Source organism: Ignavibacteriales bacterium (assembly GCA_020635255.1).
Classification (GTDB): domain Bacteria; phylum Bacteroidota; class Ignavibacteria; order Tepidaquicellales; family Tepidaquicellaceae; genus JAEYVS01.
On sequence record JACKAC010000002.1, the window covers coordinates 12,840 to 29,417 of the forward strand.

A 16,578-nucleotide genomic window follows, 5' to 3' on the forward strand; every position below is an offset into this window, starting at 1 on the left:
TGGAATGCAGATCATACTACATCCTAAATATAGTGTATCCAATTCTGTTCGTGTTTGGGTCGGCGTTAGAAATGCAAAAGAAGCACCCGAATTGGAGTGGAATATTCTTGCTCTCTCTAATAATGTTTCAAACCCTTCTAAGGTACCCGTACCAATTAAAGAATTACAGAGTGTAAGAAGTAATGAATTACTATTTAAAGATTCTGAAAGAGTATTCTCAGGTATATATGAATTCCGAGATTGCAAACCTGATTCTGTCTATGCTGTTAATGTAAAGATTTCAGGAACCGACAATGGCTATTCGTTGAGATATAAAACTCTTCCGGGTGAGTTACCATGGGATAAATGGTTTAATATTTTATTGGTTTCCTGTTACTATTATGACAATGACAAGGGCAACATAGATAACATTATTGGACGAATCCCCGCAGATATGAAACCGGACTTATCGTTTTTTATGGGTGATCAAGTATATTTGGATTTACCCGTTTTTAAAGATTTTCCGGAGGATAAGCAATGGTTGGCGGAAAAATTTGAATCTGATTATGCTGTAAACTGGTTTGGTATTGATACAGATGTTGTTTCCTCATATGCTGCAACTGGCTTTCCAAGGGTACTCTCGCTTGCCCCTTCTGTTTTTATTCCCGATGACCACGAATTTTGGAATAACTATCCCCATGAATGTTTCTTTATTGGAAATTCTAAGAATGAAGCTGGGCGAAATAACTGGCGAGAAGCGTCTATTGCTTTGTTCGAAGGTTTTCAAAGCATAGATAAAGATACAATGGGAGGATCGGTAAAAATTAACATTCCACCGGTTTCTTTTTTTCTTGCTGATTTGAGAACCTTTCGTGATCCGGATAAACAACACACCTTTAAAGATAAGGAATTTAAAGTTTTCGAAGATTGGATAAAAGGCTTGAACGACAATTTTGGATTCTTGATTACAGGGCAGTCGTTGTTTACTGATAAAGTTGGAAAAATAAAAGGTGAATTTTCTGATTTCGAACTCCCTAATTATGGTGACTACCCTTCAATAACAGATCTGATAAAGGATGCTGCTGATGGCAAAATTTTTACATGTATTACGGGGGATGTACACTGGGGAAGGGTCGCGTATCTTAAAAAATATGACGTTAGGTTTAATGAAATTTCGGAAATTGTGGTTTCCCCGGCAAGTTTGGTCGAAAACCCCATTACAGATCCATTTAGGGAGGCATGGGGGTGGGTAAAATCTATTTTTGGACATTATGATCCATGGAAAAAACATTCTAAACCTGATGAAATTGGAGATTCTATTCTTCCACACTTTAATTCATATTCAAAGAAAAACTTTCATTCTCAGGTCGGAAATCAGGTTGGAATTTTATCTCTCAAGAGAAGTGGAGTAGGTGTTGACGCAAAGATTACTTATCTGCCAAATCACCGTGACAAAGAAGTGAATAAAGCCTTTTACAAACAAATTGATCTGCATAAACTTTTAAAAATATAAAAAATGAGTAAGAGCATCCAATCCAGTTCGAATAAACCTAACCCTGCTTTTAAAGAAAAAAAAAGAAATAAAAGCCAGGATAATGTTAGTTGGATTGCAAATTGTATCCCCGAAAATAACAAATACCCGGTACTTGTTTTAATTGGGGGCAGATTTATACAAGATTTCCGCATTAGATATGCTCAGTCGTATTTACGGAACGATTTGACCCCGAGCTCCTGGTCGCATGTCATTTTACTTGATGATTTAATTAATATTAAACCTGAAACTAACATCTTTGAAATTTCATTAACTCCTCCTAAGGGATTTGGATTTCCTCCATCTCATAATGGTGTTCAAGAGAATTCTTTATCCTCTTACAATAGTTCGAGTGATTTCCCTAATGTAGGAGTACTTTTTTTGCCGGTTAACAAATCTGAAATTGATGAAAATATAAAGAGATTCAAAAAACAGAGACCCATTATTGATTCCCCTGAATTAATCTTGAGATGGCTGGCGTACATATGGGAGGTTGGTAATGTAAGTAACCCTATTAGTGAGAGTTATGGCCTCCCTTCGGCTACGTTGATGGAAGCTGTCGTCAACTCTGCCGGATTTGAACTAACACCGGGGTTACCAAGTAATTCAAGCTGTCCGGAAGCGATATGGCAATCATTCAGATGGTGGAATAATTATTACAAGGATCAACAGAAAGAAAACTCTGTAAAAGGATTCTATATCCGTTCACATATTATTTTAGACGAAGATTAGCTTAAGTGTGGTTTTCATTCCCTTTTTCTTTTATTTTTATGAATGATCATTCGTCAGGCAAATAAAGACGAGCTCGAAGCCGTCATCGAATTTTACAAGTCCCAGAATTATCACGGCACCGATACTATGGACGGAAGCGAGTTCACGCTTGTTGCCGAGGACGGCGACCGCATCATCGGCGTGGTCCGTCTTGTCATCGAAGAGAATACACTCGTTCTCCGGGGTATGTTTATCGATAAGCCGTACCAACGGCAGGGGATAGGGAAGCAGATGCTCGACCTCATGGATGTGGAAATTGGTGACCGTGAGTGTTACTGTATCTGCAAAGCTTACCTCGAAACCTTCCTTGGGGATATCGGCTTTAGTCAAATAAAACCCGAAAAAACCCCTGAACATCTAACAGACAGATATTATAACTACACTCAGAAAGCCGGTGTAGGACCGCTACTCATGGTTAAGCGTAAAGGGAAGAAGCTCTGATATGGCTGTTTTTGAAATTGTCACGGAGATTCATGCTCCCATCGAACGCTGTTTTGACCTCGCCCGCAATATTGACTTCCACGTAGTATCCACTGCTCACACTGGGGAAAGAGCCGTTGCCGGCCGTACGACGGGGATGGTTGAGCTCGGCGACACGATTACGTTCTCCGCGCGCCACCTCGGCTTCCGCTGGGAGCTCACTTCCGAAATAATCCGGTTTGACCGCCCCCGCAAATTCACCGATCAAATGCTCCGTGGTCCATTCAAAGACCTCCGCCACGAACATATATTTGAGTCCAGAGGAGATATAACTGTAATGACCGACAGGATGAAAATGGTATCACCCTTTGGTTTCATCGGTAAAGCCTTCGATAGTATCTATCTTGCGAAATATATGAAGAGGTTTCTTGCCCGGCGCTGTAATGCCGTTAAAAAATGCCTGGAATCGGATGAATGGAAAAAATATTTATAATTACTTCTTCAGTATCCCTTCATATTTATTCATTAACCATTTCTTATTCTTCACATGATCCTGCGCCTTGAGCATTATATAATTCATTTCCAGTATATCTTTATCCTGCTTATCTATGTATCGGAGAAGTATCTTATAGTATCTTAGGAAATTCTCATGGCTTTCTTTAAATGAATCCACCATCTCCTTAGTACCGGAATAGTATTTTTGCGTGGTGTCGATGTAGTAGTGAGCTCTTTCATACAGCTCAAGCTCGAAGTAGAGCATAAAGTTTAACAGCATGATGTCCTTCTTAAAAAAGAAAGTCTCGTATTTCACTCCGGATGCATGGTCGAGGCTCTTTGAAAAATTCTTTTTTGCAAACTCCATATATGCCATCGAAAACCTTTCCATGTTATCCCGCTGTTTCGGTTCCATCAGCTTGATACAGCTCTCCATAAACTCCTCCGCCCATTCGAATTCATCCAGGTGTATGGCGTTTAATAACATGTTCCTGAAGCCTATCGGGCTCATATATCTTTTATTCAGCGGGATCAAAGCGCCGTGTTCCAGCTGGAGTTTTTGTATATTTAATATTTCTCTTGCGGTTTCTTCATCCGTTTTTGTATTCTTATTATGATTCTTCCTGGCAGTATTAAAGATTATCAGCATTAAAAAGATACCATACTGCATACCTTTGGTGAATTTATCTATATTTTCGAGGAATAACTTCTTTGCTGTCCTGTAGCTTTCAATATCATCTGTGTTCGCAAGAGCCTTAGCCGCATAGTAAAAAGGCACGACCGGTTTTATTACTTCGTTATCTCCCGCTTTTACCAGGAATTTGTCCGTTTCCAGACCGTCTCTTATGCCCTCCAGCACGTCCGAGCACATTTTATACGGGTACGAACTTTCCATCGCAGTCTTCGACGCTGTAGTAATATAGTATGTCAGCAGAAAGTGTGATGTAATGTTTTCGATCAGTTTGTTCTGGAACTCTATGGATTTCGGAAAGTTTTTCTCGAATGCATAGTAATCCAGCATTTCCTGGTAGTACGTCGTTCTATAATTGTAATATTTATCCGGTGAGATCTTCGAGTTACTCAGTTCATTATCTATCTTTGCTGAGAGCGCCTTAAACGACTTATCGAGATTTCTGCTCCTGTATTCGCTCAGCATAAGAAGGTCTCTTACTATATCATTCTCTTTGAGTACCTTCTTTGCAAGGAAATCTTCCGCAAGCTTATATGTGAACGATAATAGTTTGCGTATTCTTATGTCTTCGAACTTCTTGTTCGGATATAAATTTCTGAATACGGACTCTTTTGTAAATTCCGGGTCGTCGAATTTTGGATAATGCTTCTTTAACAGGAGAAAGAATCCCTTTAGATCTTTTTTCTTTCCTGTATAATGTATGGATACCTCCGCTTCAAAATCGGCGAATTCTGCTTTAGTGAATGTCCTCAGAAGGTGTACTAGCTTGGTACTTATCATAATGTTAAAATAACGATTCCCTCCAATATTTTTGAGGAAAAATAAAAAAAAGCGTCCCGCGCATGTCGCACAGGACGCCTTATACAATCAGGGTTCCTAAGAAACCTGATAGAGGAAATCGATTTTATTTCACCAAAACCATCTTCTTAGTTGCTATCAATTCACCGTCCACCACCAGCGAATAAAAATACACACCGCTCGAAAGACTGCTTCCGTCGAATCTCTGCGTAACTTGTCCTGCATTCATTTTCCGATTATTGATAAGGTTTGCCACCTCTCTCCCCGACATATCATATACTTTCAATGATACCAGTCCCTGCCTCGGTATGCCGAACTTTATCGTCGTGCTCGGATTAAATGGGTTCGGATAGTTTTGCTCTAGATAGTGTTCCTTTGGGATGGAGTTAGTGTAGGTCAACTCTGTGCCGGATACAATATCCTTATATCCAAAAACAAAAGACGAAGGACCGCAAATATAGGCTTCGGTGGGTGACACCATATACACTCCCTCGATCTGGATGGATGAGACATTTCCAACCTCCCAGCTGTTCCCGCCATCAGTGGTCTTATAAACGTTTCCATCATCATCTATTACCATACCGTTCATTTCATCCGTGAAATCAAAATCATTAATGTATAGAGAGCTGTATGGCAGGTAATTTGTATCCCAGTTTGTTCCCCCATTAGTCGTTTTCATGAGTTCGAACCGGTTAGTCAGCCAGCCGGTATTGGCGTTTAACATGTCAACATTAATGACATAATAAAGTCCGGTATTAATATTTTGAGGTACTGTGCTCGCCCCGCCGTCCGTGGTTTTATACAGTGTCCCGTTTTCACCGCTTATCCATCCTGTATTAGCATCAATAAAACAACAGCTGAGCGCGTCGTCCGTACCGCCCCCCCATGTAAATGGGGTCCAGTTACCTCCTGCATTTGTGGTTTTATAGCAGTTGCCGCCTTCACCAACCACCCAGCCCGTATTTTCATTTATAAAGGAAACACCGTATATGTCATCGGTATTGCCGGTGGGTGACGTTTCGAACCATCCGGCGCCGCCGGTCGTCGTCTTGAATATTTTCCCGCTGCCGGAAGCATATCCTGTAGTGGAATTTACCATAGCGATACTATAAAAAATATCCTGGGATCCTGTTACAATTCCATTCTGCCAGGTATTGCCCCCGTCAGTAGAATACATAGATTGGTCGTTATCCCCGTCCTTACGGCCCACTGCAATTATTCTTCCCATACCGTCAGACCATATATCATTCTTAAACGTAGTGGCAATGTAGTTCGTAAAGGCTTTATTATGGGAAGAACCGTATCTCGCATTTATAAAACCCCTTGTTCCGCAGGAGATAATAGTATCACCTGTTACAGATACATCCGAGCTAAACATCGTTCCTGAATATTCCTGTGCTGTATCTAGTATGGAGAGTGTATCCCAACTATTTGTTCCGACCTTTGACCTGAAAATAGCATAGTCACTTCCGGTTACATATATATATGTTGTGTCATCGATAGTTGCGAAATCAATATCATAATATAATGTGTTTTGAAGCCCGGAATTCAAGAGTGTCCAGCTCGCTCCGAAATCGGTTGTCATTTTTACATTCCTGCTTGAACCGCATACGTACCCTGTCGAGTCATTTATGAAGCCTAATGCCCATAACCTTATGCCCCCGGAAGCTGCGTTTATTGTTTCCCAATTGACTCCCCCGTTTGTTGTTTTCGATACCTTCCCCTGCTCACAGGAGAGTAATATACTATCCGGGGATAATGCAAATACCGAGTATGCTGTATAATTTGGAGGAGTACCCGGCTGAACCCAGGTTGTGCCTCCGTCTGTTGTTACTGCGATACAGGTGGGTTTGGTACCGCTGAGGAAACCTGTATTCTGATCGATCCAGTATGTATCATACCAGAGGATAGAATTACTAATTACCGTTGATGAATCCCAGGTTTCTCCCGCGTTCGTTGTCTTGTAGAATTTACCCTCTGACCCGCAGGCGTACCCGGTATTCATATTGATAAATTCCATATCGAGGAAATCAAGTAATTTAATATCATCTGAGAGCAGATAACTATTCCGTATTTCCCATGTATTCCCGCCGTCCGAGGTTTTCATAAAGGTTGTACCTGCACCGCAGGCATACCAGTTATTCGCGTCCCACATCTTTATCCAGTTCAATGAATTTCCCTGTGGCTTTGGATGAAGCCACTTATAATCATTATTCACCTGTGACATGACCGGCTTCGTTAGCACTATTATGAATGTTACAACAAGTATTAGTATTATGTTAAGATTTATGTTTTTCATTTTCGCTCTGATTGTATATGATTTTTTTTAGCTTTACTTTACCAGCACCATCTTCGGAATAAATATCCCCCCTTTTACAAAGGGGGGTGCCTCGAAGAGGCGGGGGGTTAATTATTTATAAATTCCACCCTACTTCACCAGTACCATCTTTTTTGTTGCTATAAACTCACCGTCCACCACCAGCGAATAAAAATACACTCCGCTCGAAAGACTGCTTCCATCGAATCTCTGCGTGACTTGTCCTGCATTCATTTTCCGATTATTGATAAGGTTTGCTACCTCTCTTCCCGACATGTCATATACTTTTAGCGATACCAGTCCCTGCCTCGGGATACCGAATTTTATCGTCGTGCTCGGATTAAATGGATTCGGATAGTTCTGCTCCAGGTAATGTTCCTTTGGGATGGAATTTGTATAGGTCAGCTCTGTGCCGGAAATGATCTCCTTATATCCGAAAATATAAGATCTGTATCCGCAAAAGTAAGCCTCGGTCGGAGATACCATATACACTGACTCTGGATAAGCTGCTAAACTCCCTGCTTCCCAGCTGTCTCCGCCATCAGAAGTCTTAAAGACATTTCCTTCCACATCCAGTATCATGCCGTTCATCTCGTCTGCAAAACTCATATCCCGAGGATATATATCTACAAAAGGCAAATAGACCGTATCCCAGTTAGTTCCTCCGTTAGTTGTCTTTCTTACTTCTATTTCAGTGGTTAGCCATCCGCTATTAGAACTAAACATATCGAGACCTACAATATCTGCGCTGGCGGCATTTATATTTTGAGAAGTGGTGGTTGCGCCCCCATCTGTGGTCTTATATAATTTCCCGCTTTCTCCGCTTATCCATCCCGTATTCGCATTGATAAAGCTGCAGTCCAGAGCATCACTCGTACCGCCTCCCCACGTAAACGGACTCCAGTTATTCCCCGCGTTAGTGGTTTTAAAGCAGTTGCCGTTCTGACCAACTGTCCATCCGGTATTTTCGTTTATAAAGAAAACATCGTATAAGTCATCGTTACTGCCGGTGGGTGTGGTCTCGAACCAGTCTGCGCCCCCGGTCGTTGTCTTAAATACAGTGCCGTTACCGGATACATATCCTGTTGTTGAATTTACCATCGAGATACCATAAAAATCATCCTGCGAGCCGGTTATATTACTCCGCTGCCAGGTAACACCTCCGTCTGTAGAATAAACTGACTCATCATTACCCCCATCCTGCTCTCCGACCGAGATAATTCTTCCCAAACCGTCCGACCAGATATCGTACTTTTCTGATGTTGTGACGTAATTTGTAAATGCTTTATTATGCGAGGAGCCGTATCTTGCGTTTATCAGACCATAGTTCCCGCAGGTGATTATTGTATCGCCTGTCGACGATATATCTGAATAGATCATTGCTGATGTTAGTGTTTGTGTGCTATCATATATGGAAAGTGTATCCCACGCGGTAGTTCCGAGCTTTGCTCTGTAGATTGCTTTATAATCTCCCGTTACATATACATATGGTGTATCTGAAATAGTTTTAATATTTACGCGGTTGTAAATTGTATTTGGAAGACCTGAATTCATAAGAGTCCAGTTCGATCCGAAATTGGTTGTCATTCTCACATTCTTGTTTGTACCGCATATATATCCTGTTGAGTTATCTATGAAATCTACTGAAAATAGTGTTATACCTGCCACTGCCGCGAGTACAGATTCCCAGTTTGCTCCTCCGTTTGTCGTTTTCGATATCCTCCCTTGTTCACATGACAGCATTATACTGTCCTTGGAAAATGCAAATACGGAGAATGCCGAGTAGTTTGGCGGTGTGCCCGGCTTGTACCATGTTGCACCGCCGTCTGTTGTAACTGCTGTGCAGTATGGCTTAAAGCCGCTGAGTACCCCTGTCATCTGGTCCACCCAGTACATATCGGTCCAAAAGGCTGAAGGACTGAGGACTGTCATCGAATCCCAGGTTTCCCCTGCGTTCGTTGTTTTGTAGAATTTTCCTTCCGAACCGCAGGCGTACCCGGTATTCATGTCAAAGAATTCCATATCTGTAAAGTCAAGTATGTAAAGATCATCATGCTTGAAGTAGTTGTTTCGTATTTCCCAGTTATTTCCCCCATTCGAGGTTTTCATGAAGGTTGTACCGTTACCTCCCGCGTACCAGTTATTTGCGTCCCACATCTTTATCCAGTCCAGCTCGATCCCCACCGGTTTTGGATGCAGCCACTTATAGTCGTTATTCACCTGTGCTGAAGTTGGAATAATAGGGACTATTAGTAGAAGTGTAATTAAAAAATTAAATAGAATAAGATTTGCTCGTTTCATGGTTTTCCTCCTGATTGTATTTTGAGCATTTATTTGTCATCAAGATACTGCGGAGGAGCTACCACTCCAAAGCGATTTTATTGAATTATTCCTCGGAAATGGAATAGTATGGGAGAGATATATTTATGTTTATTGGTTATTTATGTGAGCCTAGGGTAGTGGAATTGTCACAAAGATTCGCCTGTAATTTCCCTGAATTTTCCCATTAGCCAGGACTTGCTGGTTATGGCTTTTTCGTCTCTGAGCTTTGGGTAGTTCATCGCTATGATTTCTTTATCGCCGTCATCCAGGTACTTTATGAGCATCCTGTAATATTTTAAAAAATTCAATCCTTTCCTCTTTAAAGCACCACCAAGCTCATTGGTAGTGTCAAAATATCTTTGTGAGTTGTTTATTAGGTACCGGGCTTCTTCACTTGATCTCAGCTCATAATAAATACCCATCATTAATTCACGTACATCATATTTAATAAAATGTGTCGTTGGTTTGATCAAAGCCAGGTGCTCAAGGCTTTTCTCAAACTTTCCCTTTACAAACAGGAGCATTGCATAAGAATATTCCTTAATATTCTTCCTGTGAGGAGTTTCGATCAGGTTATTATGATCCGTGATCAATTTTTCCGCCCATTCAAACTCTCTCATACCTAAGGCATTCTTTAAGATCGAGCTATACTCCAGCATGCTTATGTACTTCTTTTCCGGGGGTAATATTGCGTTAAATTCGAATTTCAGCTTGGTCAGTTCAAAATACTTTCTACGCAATACCACCCTCAGTTCATCGGACTTTGCACTAAATGTTTGGTTTGTAGTGGCGTTCAGAAGCTCTCTGAAGTAAGAATACTTGATGCTTTGTGATAGATTACCCGCTATAGTGAGGAATAGATCGGTGGCTTTATCGAGATGTTCCATCCGGTCCGGCTCGGCAATGGCTCTTTCAATGAAATAACTTATTAACAGCAGATTTAAAGCTTCACTCTTTTGCGTTTCAAGTTCGAAGAATTCTTTTACATCGAAACTTTTCTCGAGCGTTTCGAGAAGGCTGAAACTAAACCGGCCTCCGAAATCTTTCTCGGAGATCTTTCGGGCGACAAGCCCTTTCAAAAAAAAGTACACGAACTGCCCGGTTGCGCTTTCCAGGTGATCACTCGCCAATGACAGCGCCTTTTCATAATTGCTCTTAAATTCATAATAATATTCGAACTTCTCCATTGTATATCTCAGCCTGTTCGAATAATAATTCTCCAGCTTATGATCCCTCAATTGCAGGTCCTTATCTATTGATTCGGATAGACCCAGGAACGCGGATTCCATCTCCCTCATACGGAATTGTCTCAATAAAAGAAGATTTCTCTCCGTGCGCTTCTCCTTCAGCTCCAGCTCTACAAGGAAATCCTCTCCCATCTTATACAGGAACGACAGCATCTTCCTGAAATAGCCTTCATCGAACTTCTTTCCCTTAAATGCCTTCTTGAATATTTCCTCTTTGGTGAATTTCGGGTTGTTAAATTTCGGATAGAACTTTTTTATCTCGGTGAACAGTGGGAGCAGGTCGCGTGATCCCGAATGATAGGGCGAAGCAATGAATTTCTCGAACTCCTTCATCTCCTTCGTGTCGAATGTCCTCAGCATCGCTGTAAGTTTCGTGCTTTCCATATCAAAAACTTACCAAATCTAACTTACAAAGTTGAGGATTAAAAAAAGCGCCTCCTCCCTTACAAGGAGGCGCTTCGGAGCTACTAAAGCATGTAGGAGGAATTACAACAACAAAAAAAATTACCCTTACTGCCCAATAAAGGGTTTACTAACTTTCCATACAGTGGCTGTCCCCTTTATTAATTATCCTATTAATAAACGGTAATGAAACTTTTATTTTACCCCCCCTCTCTTTACTGACTGTTATTTCCTGGTCGTCCGGGATCCTTATCCAGAAAGTCTCTTCCACGGTTCCCCTTGGGTCATTTATCAGCCGCTCACGAAATTCCTCATCCTTGCCGGCTTTTTCTTCCAGCTTTTTTTCCAGCTCTTCTTTCGTATGGTTCATGTCAGGAGTTTAACAGGTTTTAAAAAACTCCCCTCTTCCGAGTCACGAGAGGGGAGGAAAGAAGATTCAGCAATTATTCGTTGTCGGATGATGAGCATCGTTCCGTTCGGATCTCTTTTCGTATTTTACTGTGGCAGAGATCGAATTCTGTATTATATAATATTTCTTCTTTTACTGCTAGCAGAGATACACATGTGGTAGTACCTCTGATTGGTGCTAATACCTTTTAACCTTTCTTACTCCGCTTTACATGATTTTGAGATCGAACTAAAATAAAAATTTAACATATCCTTGGCAAAGAAAGATTTCCTTTTTGTACTGGGGGGAAAAGATTGAGACGTAATATAACTTACTATTAAACAATCTGTTGTATTGTTGGCTTGTACCTACCAACTCCGAGGAGAATATTTTATGGTAAAGCCTACTAGACGTGTAAAAACACATAAACTTTTGAGTCTTGTAATGCTCTGAAAGTTAATATTGGTAGGCTTATTGGCTTTAGAAAAGTAGGTTGAAATGGTTACACCATTTTTTTACCTTAAAATATGTATTCAACATCAAAGTTAAAGAAAGTTTGTAAAAATTATTTGAAAGCACGAAGAGAGTTTTTGGACATTTCAAACCAACAAAATGAATTATTTGGAAATGATAATATTGTTGGTAGGATAGGTGAGTTTATTGCAATACAGTTTCTTAGAAACTACTCAAGAGTTCCGATTAAAAATCTTAATAAAACTCAAAAGGGTTATGATTTATTGTGCAATAATAAAAAAATTTCAGTAAAGACTATTACTTGTGAGAATCTAACCAAAAGAACTACTCGCATCAAGGATCCCTGGGATGAATTAGTTTTGATAGAATTAAAGGAAGGGAAAATTGAAAAAATTGGATATATAGTAAAAGGAAGATTCCAGAAAGCAATAAGGGACGAATTTATCAGATCTGAACCATACACAAAATTATCAATGCTTAATCCAGGTGGTTTGATAGGAAGATATGGTAAAGTTTTTACTGAAAGAAAATTTTTAAATAAACTCCTATAAATCATGAGCCTATTAGAGTTTCATAAATCAACTACTGCTGAATTAATCTCCCTTAAAAATCGTGTTCGGAATCTAGTAAACCATTTTGGAGAAGATGGAAGACACAAAGAAGTTGTTCTCAAGTCTGTCATTAAACGATTTCTACCTGAAAAATTTAAAATAGGTTCAGGTTTTGTTGTAAAGCAAACAGAAACCAGAGGAATTCACTTATCTTCAATGCAAATAGATATCATAATTTATGATTCAGAATACCCCGTCCTATTCAAAGATGGAGACTTTGTAATCCTAACAATTGATTCCGTAAGAGCAATAATTGAGGTTAAGACAAATGTCGAGACTCAGGATTTAACAAATATTATTCTTAAGGCAACTGAAAACGGAAAATTTATTTACATAAATAACAGTAGTCCTTTTGTAAAGATTTTTAATGGTATTTTTGCATATGAAGGTTATACTTCTAATACAAATATTGAGCTAATTAGTTCAAAGATTCGTAATGCAAATTCGAAGTTATCAGAACAAGGTATAGAAAATCATTTAGATAATTTCCGAGTTAATACAATGTGCTTCAATAAAGATATACTCTATAAATTCTGGGAAGATATGGAGCCAGAAGAGAATAATTGGCTTTACAATCTAAAGGATATGGCATTTTCATATTTCATTTCAAATCTTCTCAATTCACTAAAAATTGATTCAATATTAGACAATTCGAATATTTGGTTTCCTGTAGATAAGGGACCACAGGTTGTTAAAAAATTTTAACTTATGGAACCTCAAATTTCTGAATTTTCTTACGGGTATGCAGTTGTAGAAGAGTTAACAAAAAGATATAAAAAATCTATTTCTAGTGCTCCTTTCTTTCCATCCTTAAGAAGAGAAGGCAAAAAAGGGGGTGGATATGACGTAAGGATTGAGCGAGGAAAGAAAGGTCTCCCACTATTCATTCAGTTCAAACTATCACATGTGTTTGTTAGAAATACCGCAAAAGAAGTGAACCTGGGATACCTCAGTACGCCTTTTAATAGGTTTTATATAATTCCAAAGTCAAAAAGCAAGCAACATAATATGTTAGTTGACTTATATGATAAGAAGTTGAATGAAGTATATTACATATCACCCTATTTTAATACTCAAGAGGAGTTAAATTATCATTACCTTGATGACAGTGTACTGAAATCATCTTTTCAGGTGAATCCAAAAATTATTGGCAAAATTAACGATAACAAAAAACACCACATCTCGTTCAAGAAAGATTCCAAACACTTTTACATTTTTTCGGAGCCTATGGAAAAAGAAGGAAATTTTGGCCATAAAAAATTTTATAAAGAAATAAATAATAGTTTGGAAAGCATTGAAGATGATTTGCCAACATTAATAAAAAATAATAATGAACATTTATTGAGTACTATTTCAAAAAATTATCCAATGATGATGCGAGAGATAGTGAAAAATATACCCGAACAGGAGAACGAAATTATGAAACTTTTTTATCTATCAAGATACTTCTTAGGAGCAGAAGTAATTTTGTTAACTAACCAGTAAAAGAATGAGACCAATCTTTACAATTCATGCAGGCGAATATTTAGTAGCTTCGGAATTAGAGAAAAATAAATCCTTCAAGAAGAGTAATGCAAATATATGGATACCTGGAAAGGATACTGGAATAGACTTATTATTAACAGATAAAACTAATAGAAGAACAGTATCTTTACAGGTTAAATTTTCTAAAAGTTTCGAACCAGTGAGCGATAATCCAGAAATTAGGAAAAGGGTAAGATCTCAGGGATGGTGGATCATAAATTCGAAAAAATTAAAACTATCATTAGCTGATTTTTGGGTTTTCGTTACATACAGTTTTGATACTAAGCAAAATGATTTTATTATAGTTAAACCAAAAGAGTTTTATGCTTTTTTAAGGAAATTAAAAAATAAACCTGATAAGAATGGTAGTTATCATTTATATTCTTGTGTAACTAGAAACGATAAAGCACTTGAAACGCGTGGACTTTCAAAAAAGGAGTTAGAAGGATACTACTTTAACTTTTATAATAGCCCTACTAGAAATCTGACAAAATTTTTAAATAATTGGAATATTTTACTAAAAAAGCTTAAAACTTAGTTTATGAAATACAAGTTCGAAACCAATCAAGATCTAGGCATCACATACTTTGAAATTTATAATAGAGAGGACAAATTGATAATTGATTCAATTGATCCACAATTAGAGTTTGGTGGTATTACTATTCAATTAGATAAAGAAGATATAGACAATTTAATTTTATCTTTAACAAGCATTAGAAATGAAATTAGGAATTGGGAAAAAGAAAATCTATAATTTATTAGCATTATCCAGATAAGCCTACTGAAGTTGAGAATCAAAAGTACCCTTAAACTTTCTTGCTACCTTTACGTAAGCAAGATAAGTTTCAAAAACCCTCTAAATTCAGCATTAATGAGAAAGTTTATCCTTACGATTGTTTTCCTTATTTCCATTTCCGGCGTCAGCAGGGCGCAGACATATCCTATCAATATCAGCGAAGACGGATTCATATTTGTCGAAGTAACACTAAATGACTCCGTTAAGTCAAATTTTGTTCTCGATACCGGCGCCGGCATCATTGTCATTTCAAACAAGACGCTCCAAAAGCTCGACGGCTCGCTCACTCGTCTCTCCGTAGGCACGGGATTTCGCAGTCAGGGTGACCGCGTGGACTTACCCACGTATCTGCTTCCTTCCATCAGCATTGGCGAATACAAAAAGTCTGCTGTGAAGATCGGTGTGTTCGGATTGCTCGATGACTACGGTATGGACGGGCTTGTCTCATTAAAAATGTTCGAAGATCAGCCCTTTACTATCGATTTCAAAAATAAACTTCTCATACTCAATACACCTGCAGAGCTCAGCGCTCTCGAAAGTTCGGGAAAGAGTGTTCCCATTAAATTTAACACCATGACGGATATGGTGCTCGATATGTTTATTCCCGTCTGCCTCAATGACTCGATTACGATAGACGCGGAGTTCGATACGGGAAGCGGTTTCCGTACATTTTTTGTTAATCCCTTCTTCATTGATAAACTCGGTCTCGATGCAGGCACTATGACCGTAACCGGAACAGGAAAGAACGGCGCTATTCCAAAGGTCGAGATATGCGGCACGGGTACTACACAACTCAATATGCCTGCCCAGTTCGAAACAGGCTTGATATACGAAGGGCTTATCGGAAGCGGTATCTTTAAGGACAAAAAAGTAACGATAGACATTCCTGACTCGCAGATGATAATTAATGATTAGCTAAATGCCCTGAAAACTTCATTATGTGATAGTATCTTTGCGTAATGAAAAGACTCCACCTCTTTGAATTCGAAGACTTCCCGTGGTTTCCCGCTGTGATCCGGGACTCTGCCACGGATTACCTCCGCTTTATGATCGAGAAGCTTCGCTTTTACGACTCAGCCGTTCCTTACATAAAAAAAGTTTTGCAAAAGACCGGCTTGTCGTCCGTTCTCGATCTCTGCTCCGGCGGGGGAGGCGGTATGCTGGACGTGTATAACGAACTCAACAAACAGTCCGCTCAAAATATTACCATAACCCTCTCCGACAAATATCCTAATATCCCCGCGTTCGAAGAAATAAACCGCATCACTAACGGCGGTATAAAATATATTAATACTTCCGTCGACGCGCTGGACGTTCCCGCCAACATTAAAGGAGTGCGCACGATGTTCTCCGCCTTTCACCACTTCACCCCGGAACAGGCAGAACTCATTCTTAAAAACGCCGTCGACAATAACGCGCCCGTCGCGTTCTTCGACGGAGCAGGAAATAAGTTCATCATCGCGCTCTCGATTGCGCTTGTACACCCCTTCATCTTTTTCTTTGCCACCCCGTTCATAAAGCCGTTCCGCTTCAGCCGTCTCTTCTTTACTTACATTATCCCGCTTATTCCGGTCACTACTATCTGGGACGGAATTGCCTCCGCGTTCCGCTTTTACAGCGAGCCCGAGATCCGCTCCCTCGTAAAAAACTTCCCCGCGTACACCTGGGAGACCGGCATCACAAAAGGTAAGCTCACAGTCCGGATGAGATACATCATCGGCCACAAAAAATAAAAGCGCCTCTATTGAGACGCTTTTTGTAGTATGGAATGTTAATTGTTAATTGGAGGACAATATTTTTGTCATTCCATAA

Annotated in this window: 16 protein-coding genes; 11 read left to right on the forward strand and 5 right to left on the reverse strand. The window is 39.5% G+C overall.

From position 1 onward, the window contains the following. Nucleotides 1–4 precede the first annotated feature (4 nt). The 4 genes from H6614_07930 to H6614_07945 are packed head-to-tail and all read left to right on the forward strand — an operon-like array spanning nucleotide 5 to nucleotide 3,194. Nucleotides 5–1,492: a hypothetical protein gene (locus H6614_07930; GenBank protein MCB9243584.1), complete on the forward strand. Its 1,488-nt coding sequence runs from the start codon at nucleotides 5–7 to the stop codon at nucleotides 1,490–1,492. Nucleotides 1,493–1,495: 3 nt separating this feature from the next. Beyond that, nucleotides 1,496–2,242 carry a hypothetical protein gene (locus H6614_07935; GenBank protein ID MCB9243585.1) on the forward strand — a complete coding sequence of 249 codons (747 nt, stop codon included), beginning with the start codon at nucleotides 1,496–1,498 and terminating at the stop codon, nucleotides 2,240–2,242. 42 nt (nucleotides 2,243–2,284) lie between these two features. Then, nucleotides 2,285–2,722, forward strand: a complete 438-nt coding sequence (locus tag H6614_07940; GenBank protein MCB9243586.1) for a GNAT family N-acetyltransferase — start codon at nucleotides 2,285–2,287, stop codon at nucleotides 2,720–2,722. A gap of 1 nt (nucleotide 2,723) precedes the next feature. After that, nucleotides 2,724–3,194, forward strand: coding sequence for an SRPBCC family protein (locus H6614_07945; GenBank protein MCB9243587.1), 471 nt, complete (start codon nucleotides 2,724–2,726; stop codon nucleotides 3,192–3,194). Here H6614_07945 and H6614_07950 read toward each other — a convergent pair whose 3' ends face one another. The 5 genes from H6614_07950 to H6614_07970 all read right to left on the reverse strand — a co-directional run bounded on the left by H6614_07950 (nucleotide 3,195) and on the right by H6614_07970 (nucleotide 11,343). Further along, nucleotides 3,195–4,667, reverse strand: a complete 1,473-nt coding sequence (locus H6614_07950) for a hypothetical protein (protein ID MCB9243588.1) — start codon at nucleotides 4,665–4,667, stop codon at nucleotides 3,195–3,197. A 124-nt stretch (nucleotides 4,668–4,791) separates the two neighbouring features. Next, nucleotides 4,792–6,984: a T9SS type A sorting domain-containing protein gene (locus H6614_07955; protein ID MCB9243589.1), complete on the reverse strand. Its 2,193-nt coding sequence runs from the start codon at nucleotides 6,982–6,984 to the stop codon at nucleotides 4,792–4,794. 129 nt (nucleotides 6,985–7,113) lie between these two features. Continuing rightward, nucleotides 7,114–9,303: a T9SS type A sorting domain-containing protein gene (locus H6614_07960; protein ID MCB9243590.1), complete on the reverse strand. Its 2,190-nt coding sequence runs from the start codon at nucleotides 9,301–9,303 to the stop codon at nucleotides 7,114–7,116. 167 nt (nucleotides 9,304–9,470) lie between these two features. After that, complete coding sequence (locus H6614_07965) at nucleotides 9,471–10,955, reverse strand: hypothetical protein (protein MCB9243591.1); 1,485 nt, start codon at nucleotides 10,953–10,955, stop codon at nucleotides 9,471–9,473. Nucleotides 10,956–11,103: 148 nt separating this feature from the next. Then, nucleotides 11,104–11,343, reverse strand: a complete 240-nt coding sequence (locus H6614_07970) for a hypothetical protein (protein ID MCB9243592.1) — start codon at nucleotides 11,341–11,343, stop codon at nucleotides 11,104–11,106. A 545-nt stretch (nucleotides 11,344–11,888) separates the two neighbouring features. Here H6614_07970 and H6614_07975 point away from each other — a divergent pair. From H6614_07975 to H6614_08005, 7 genes are all read left to right on the forward strand, one after another. Next, the gene (locus tag H6614_07975) at nucleotides 11,889–12,386 is read left to right on the forward strand and encodes a hypothetical protein (GenBank protein MCB9243593.1); all 498 of its coding nucleotides are present in this window, start codon (nucleotides 11,889–11,891) and stop codon (nucleotides 12,384–12,386) included. A 3-nt stretch (nucleotides 12,387–12,389) separates the two neighbouring features. Next, nucleotides 12,390–13,151: a hypothetical protein gene (locus H6614_07980; GenBank protein ID MCB9243594.1), complete on the forward strand. Its 762-nt coding sequence runs from the start codon at nucleotides 12,390–12,392 to the stop codon at nucleotides 13,149–13,151. Nucleotides 13,152–13,154: 3 nt separating this feature from the next. Further along, the gene (locus H6614_07985; protein MCB9243595.1) at nucleotides 13,155–13,931 is read left to right on the forward strand and encodes a hypothetical protein; all 777 of its coding nucleotides are present in this window, start codon (nucleotides 13,155–13,157) and stop codon (nucleotides 13,929–13,931) included. Nucleotides 13,932–13,935: 4 nt separating this feature from the next. Then, complete coding sequence (locus tag H6614_07990) at nucleotides 13,936–14,508, forward strand: hypothetical protein (protein MCB9243596.1); 573 nt, start codon at nucleotides 13,936–13,938, stop codon at nucleotides 14,506–14,508. Nucleotides 14,509–14,511: 3 nt separating this feature from the next. After that, on the forward strand, nucleotides 14,512–14,724 hold the full coding sequence (locus H6614_07995; GenBank protein MCB9243597.1) for a hypothetical protein: 213 nt from the start codon (nucleotides 14,512–14,514) through the stop codon (nucleotides 14,722–14,724). A 117-nt stretch (nucleotides 14,725–14,841) separates the two neighbouring features. Continuing rightward, entirely contained in the window at nucleotides 14,842–15,681 is an 840-nt protein-coding gene (locus tag H6614_08000) for an aspartyl protease family protein (protein MCB9243598.1), read from the forward strand. Nucleotides 15,682–15,725: 44 nt separating this feature from the next. Next, entirely contained in the window at nucleotides 15,726–16,499 is a 774-nt protein-coding gene (locus tag H6614_08005; protein MCB9243599.1) for a hypothetical protein, read from the forward strand. Nucleotides 16,500–16,578: the final 79 nt, after the last annotated feature.

Excerpts from the sequence above, each read along its gene's own strand:
- H6614_07930 (MCB9243584.1), top strand. The coding sequence starts at position 5 with ATGCAGATCATACTACATCCTAAATATAGTGTATCCAATTCTGTTCGT.
- H6614_07935 (MCB9243585.1), top strand. The coding sequence starts at position 1,496 with ATGAGTAAGAGCATCCAATCCAGTTCGAATAAACCTAACCCTGCTTTT.
- H6614_07940 (MCB9243586.1), top strand. The coding sequence starts at position 2,285 with ATGATCATTCGTCAGGCAAATAAAGACGAGCTCGAAGCCGTCATCGAA.
- H6614_07945 (MCB9243587.1), top strand. The coding sequence starts at position 2,724 with ATGGCTGTTTTTGAAATTGTCACGGAGATTCATGCTCCCATCGAACGC.
- H6614_07950 (MCB9243588.1), bottom strand. The coding sequence starts at position 4,667 with ATGATAAGTACCAAGCTAGTACACCTTCTGAGGACATTCACTAAAGCA.
- H6614_07955 (MCB9243589.1), bottom strand. The coding sequence starts at position 6,984 with ATGAAAAACATAAATCTTAACATAATACTAATACTTGTTGTAACATTC.
- H6614_07960 (MCB9243590.1), bottom strand. The coding sequence starts at position 9,303 with ATGAAACGAGCAAATCTTATTCTATTTAATTTTTTAATTACACTTCTA.
- H6614_07965 (MCB9243591.1), bottom strand. The coding sequence starts at position 10,955 with ATGGAAAGCACGAAACTTACAGCGATGCTGAGGACATTCGACACGAAG.
- H6614_07970 (MCB9243592.1), bottom strand. The coding sequence starts at position 11,343 with ATGAACCATACGAAAGAAGAGCTGGAAAAAAAGCTGGAAGAAAAAGCC.
- H6614_07975 (MCB9243593.1), top strand. The coding sequence starts at position 11,889 with ATGTATTCAACATCAAAGTTAAAGAAAGTTTGTAAAAATTATTTGAAA.
- H6614_07980 (MCB9243594.1), top strand. The coding sequence starts at position 12,390 with ATGAGCCTATTAGAGTTTCATAAATCAACTACTGCTGAATTAATCTCC.
- H6614_07985 (MCB9243595.1), top strand. The coding sequence starts at position 13,155 with ATGGAACCTCAAATTTCTGAATTTTCTTACGGGTATGCAGTTGTAGAA.
- H6614_07990 (MCB9243596.1), top strand. The coding sequence starts at position 13,936 with ATGAGACCAATCTTTACAATTCATGCAGGCGAATATTTAGTAGCTTCG.
- H6614_07995 (MCB9243597.1), top strand. The coding sequence starts at position 14,512 with ATGAAATACAAGTTCGAAACCAATCAAGATCTAGGCATCACATACTTT.
- H6614_08000 (MCB9243598.1), top strand. The coding sequence starts at position 14,842 with ATGAGAAAGTTTATCCTTACGATTGTTTTCCTTATTTCCATTTCCGGC.
- H6614_08005 (MCB9243599.1), top strand. The coding sequence starts at position 15,726 with ATGAAAAGACTCCACCTCTTTGAATTCGAAGACTTCCCGTGGTTTCCC.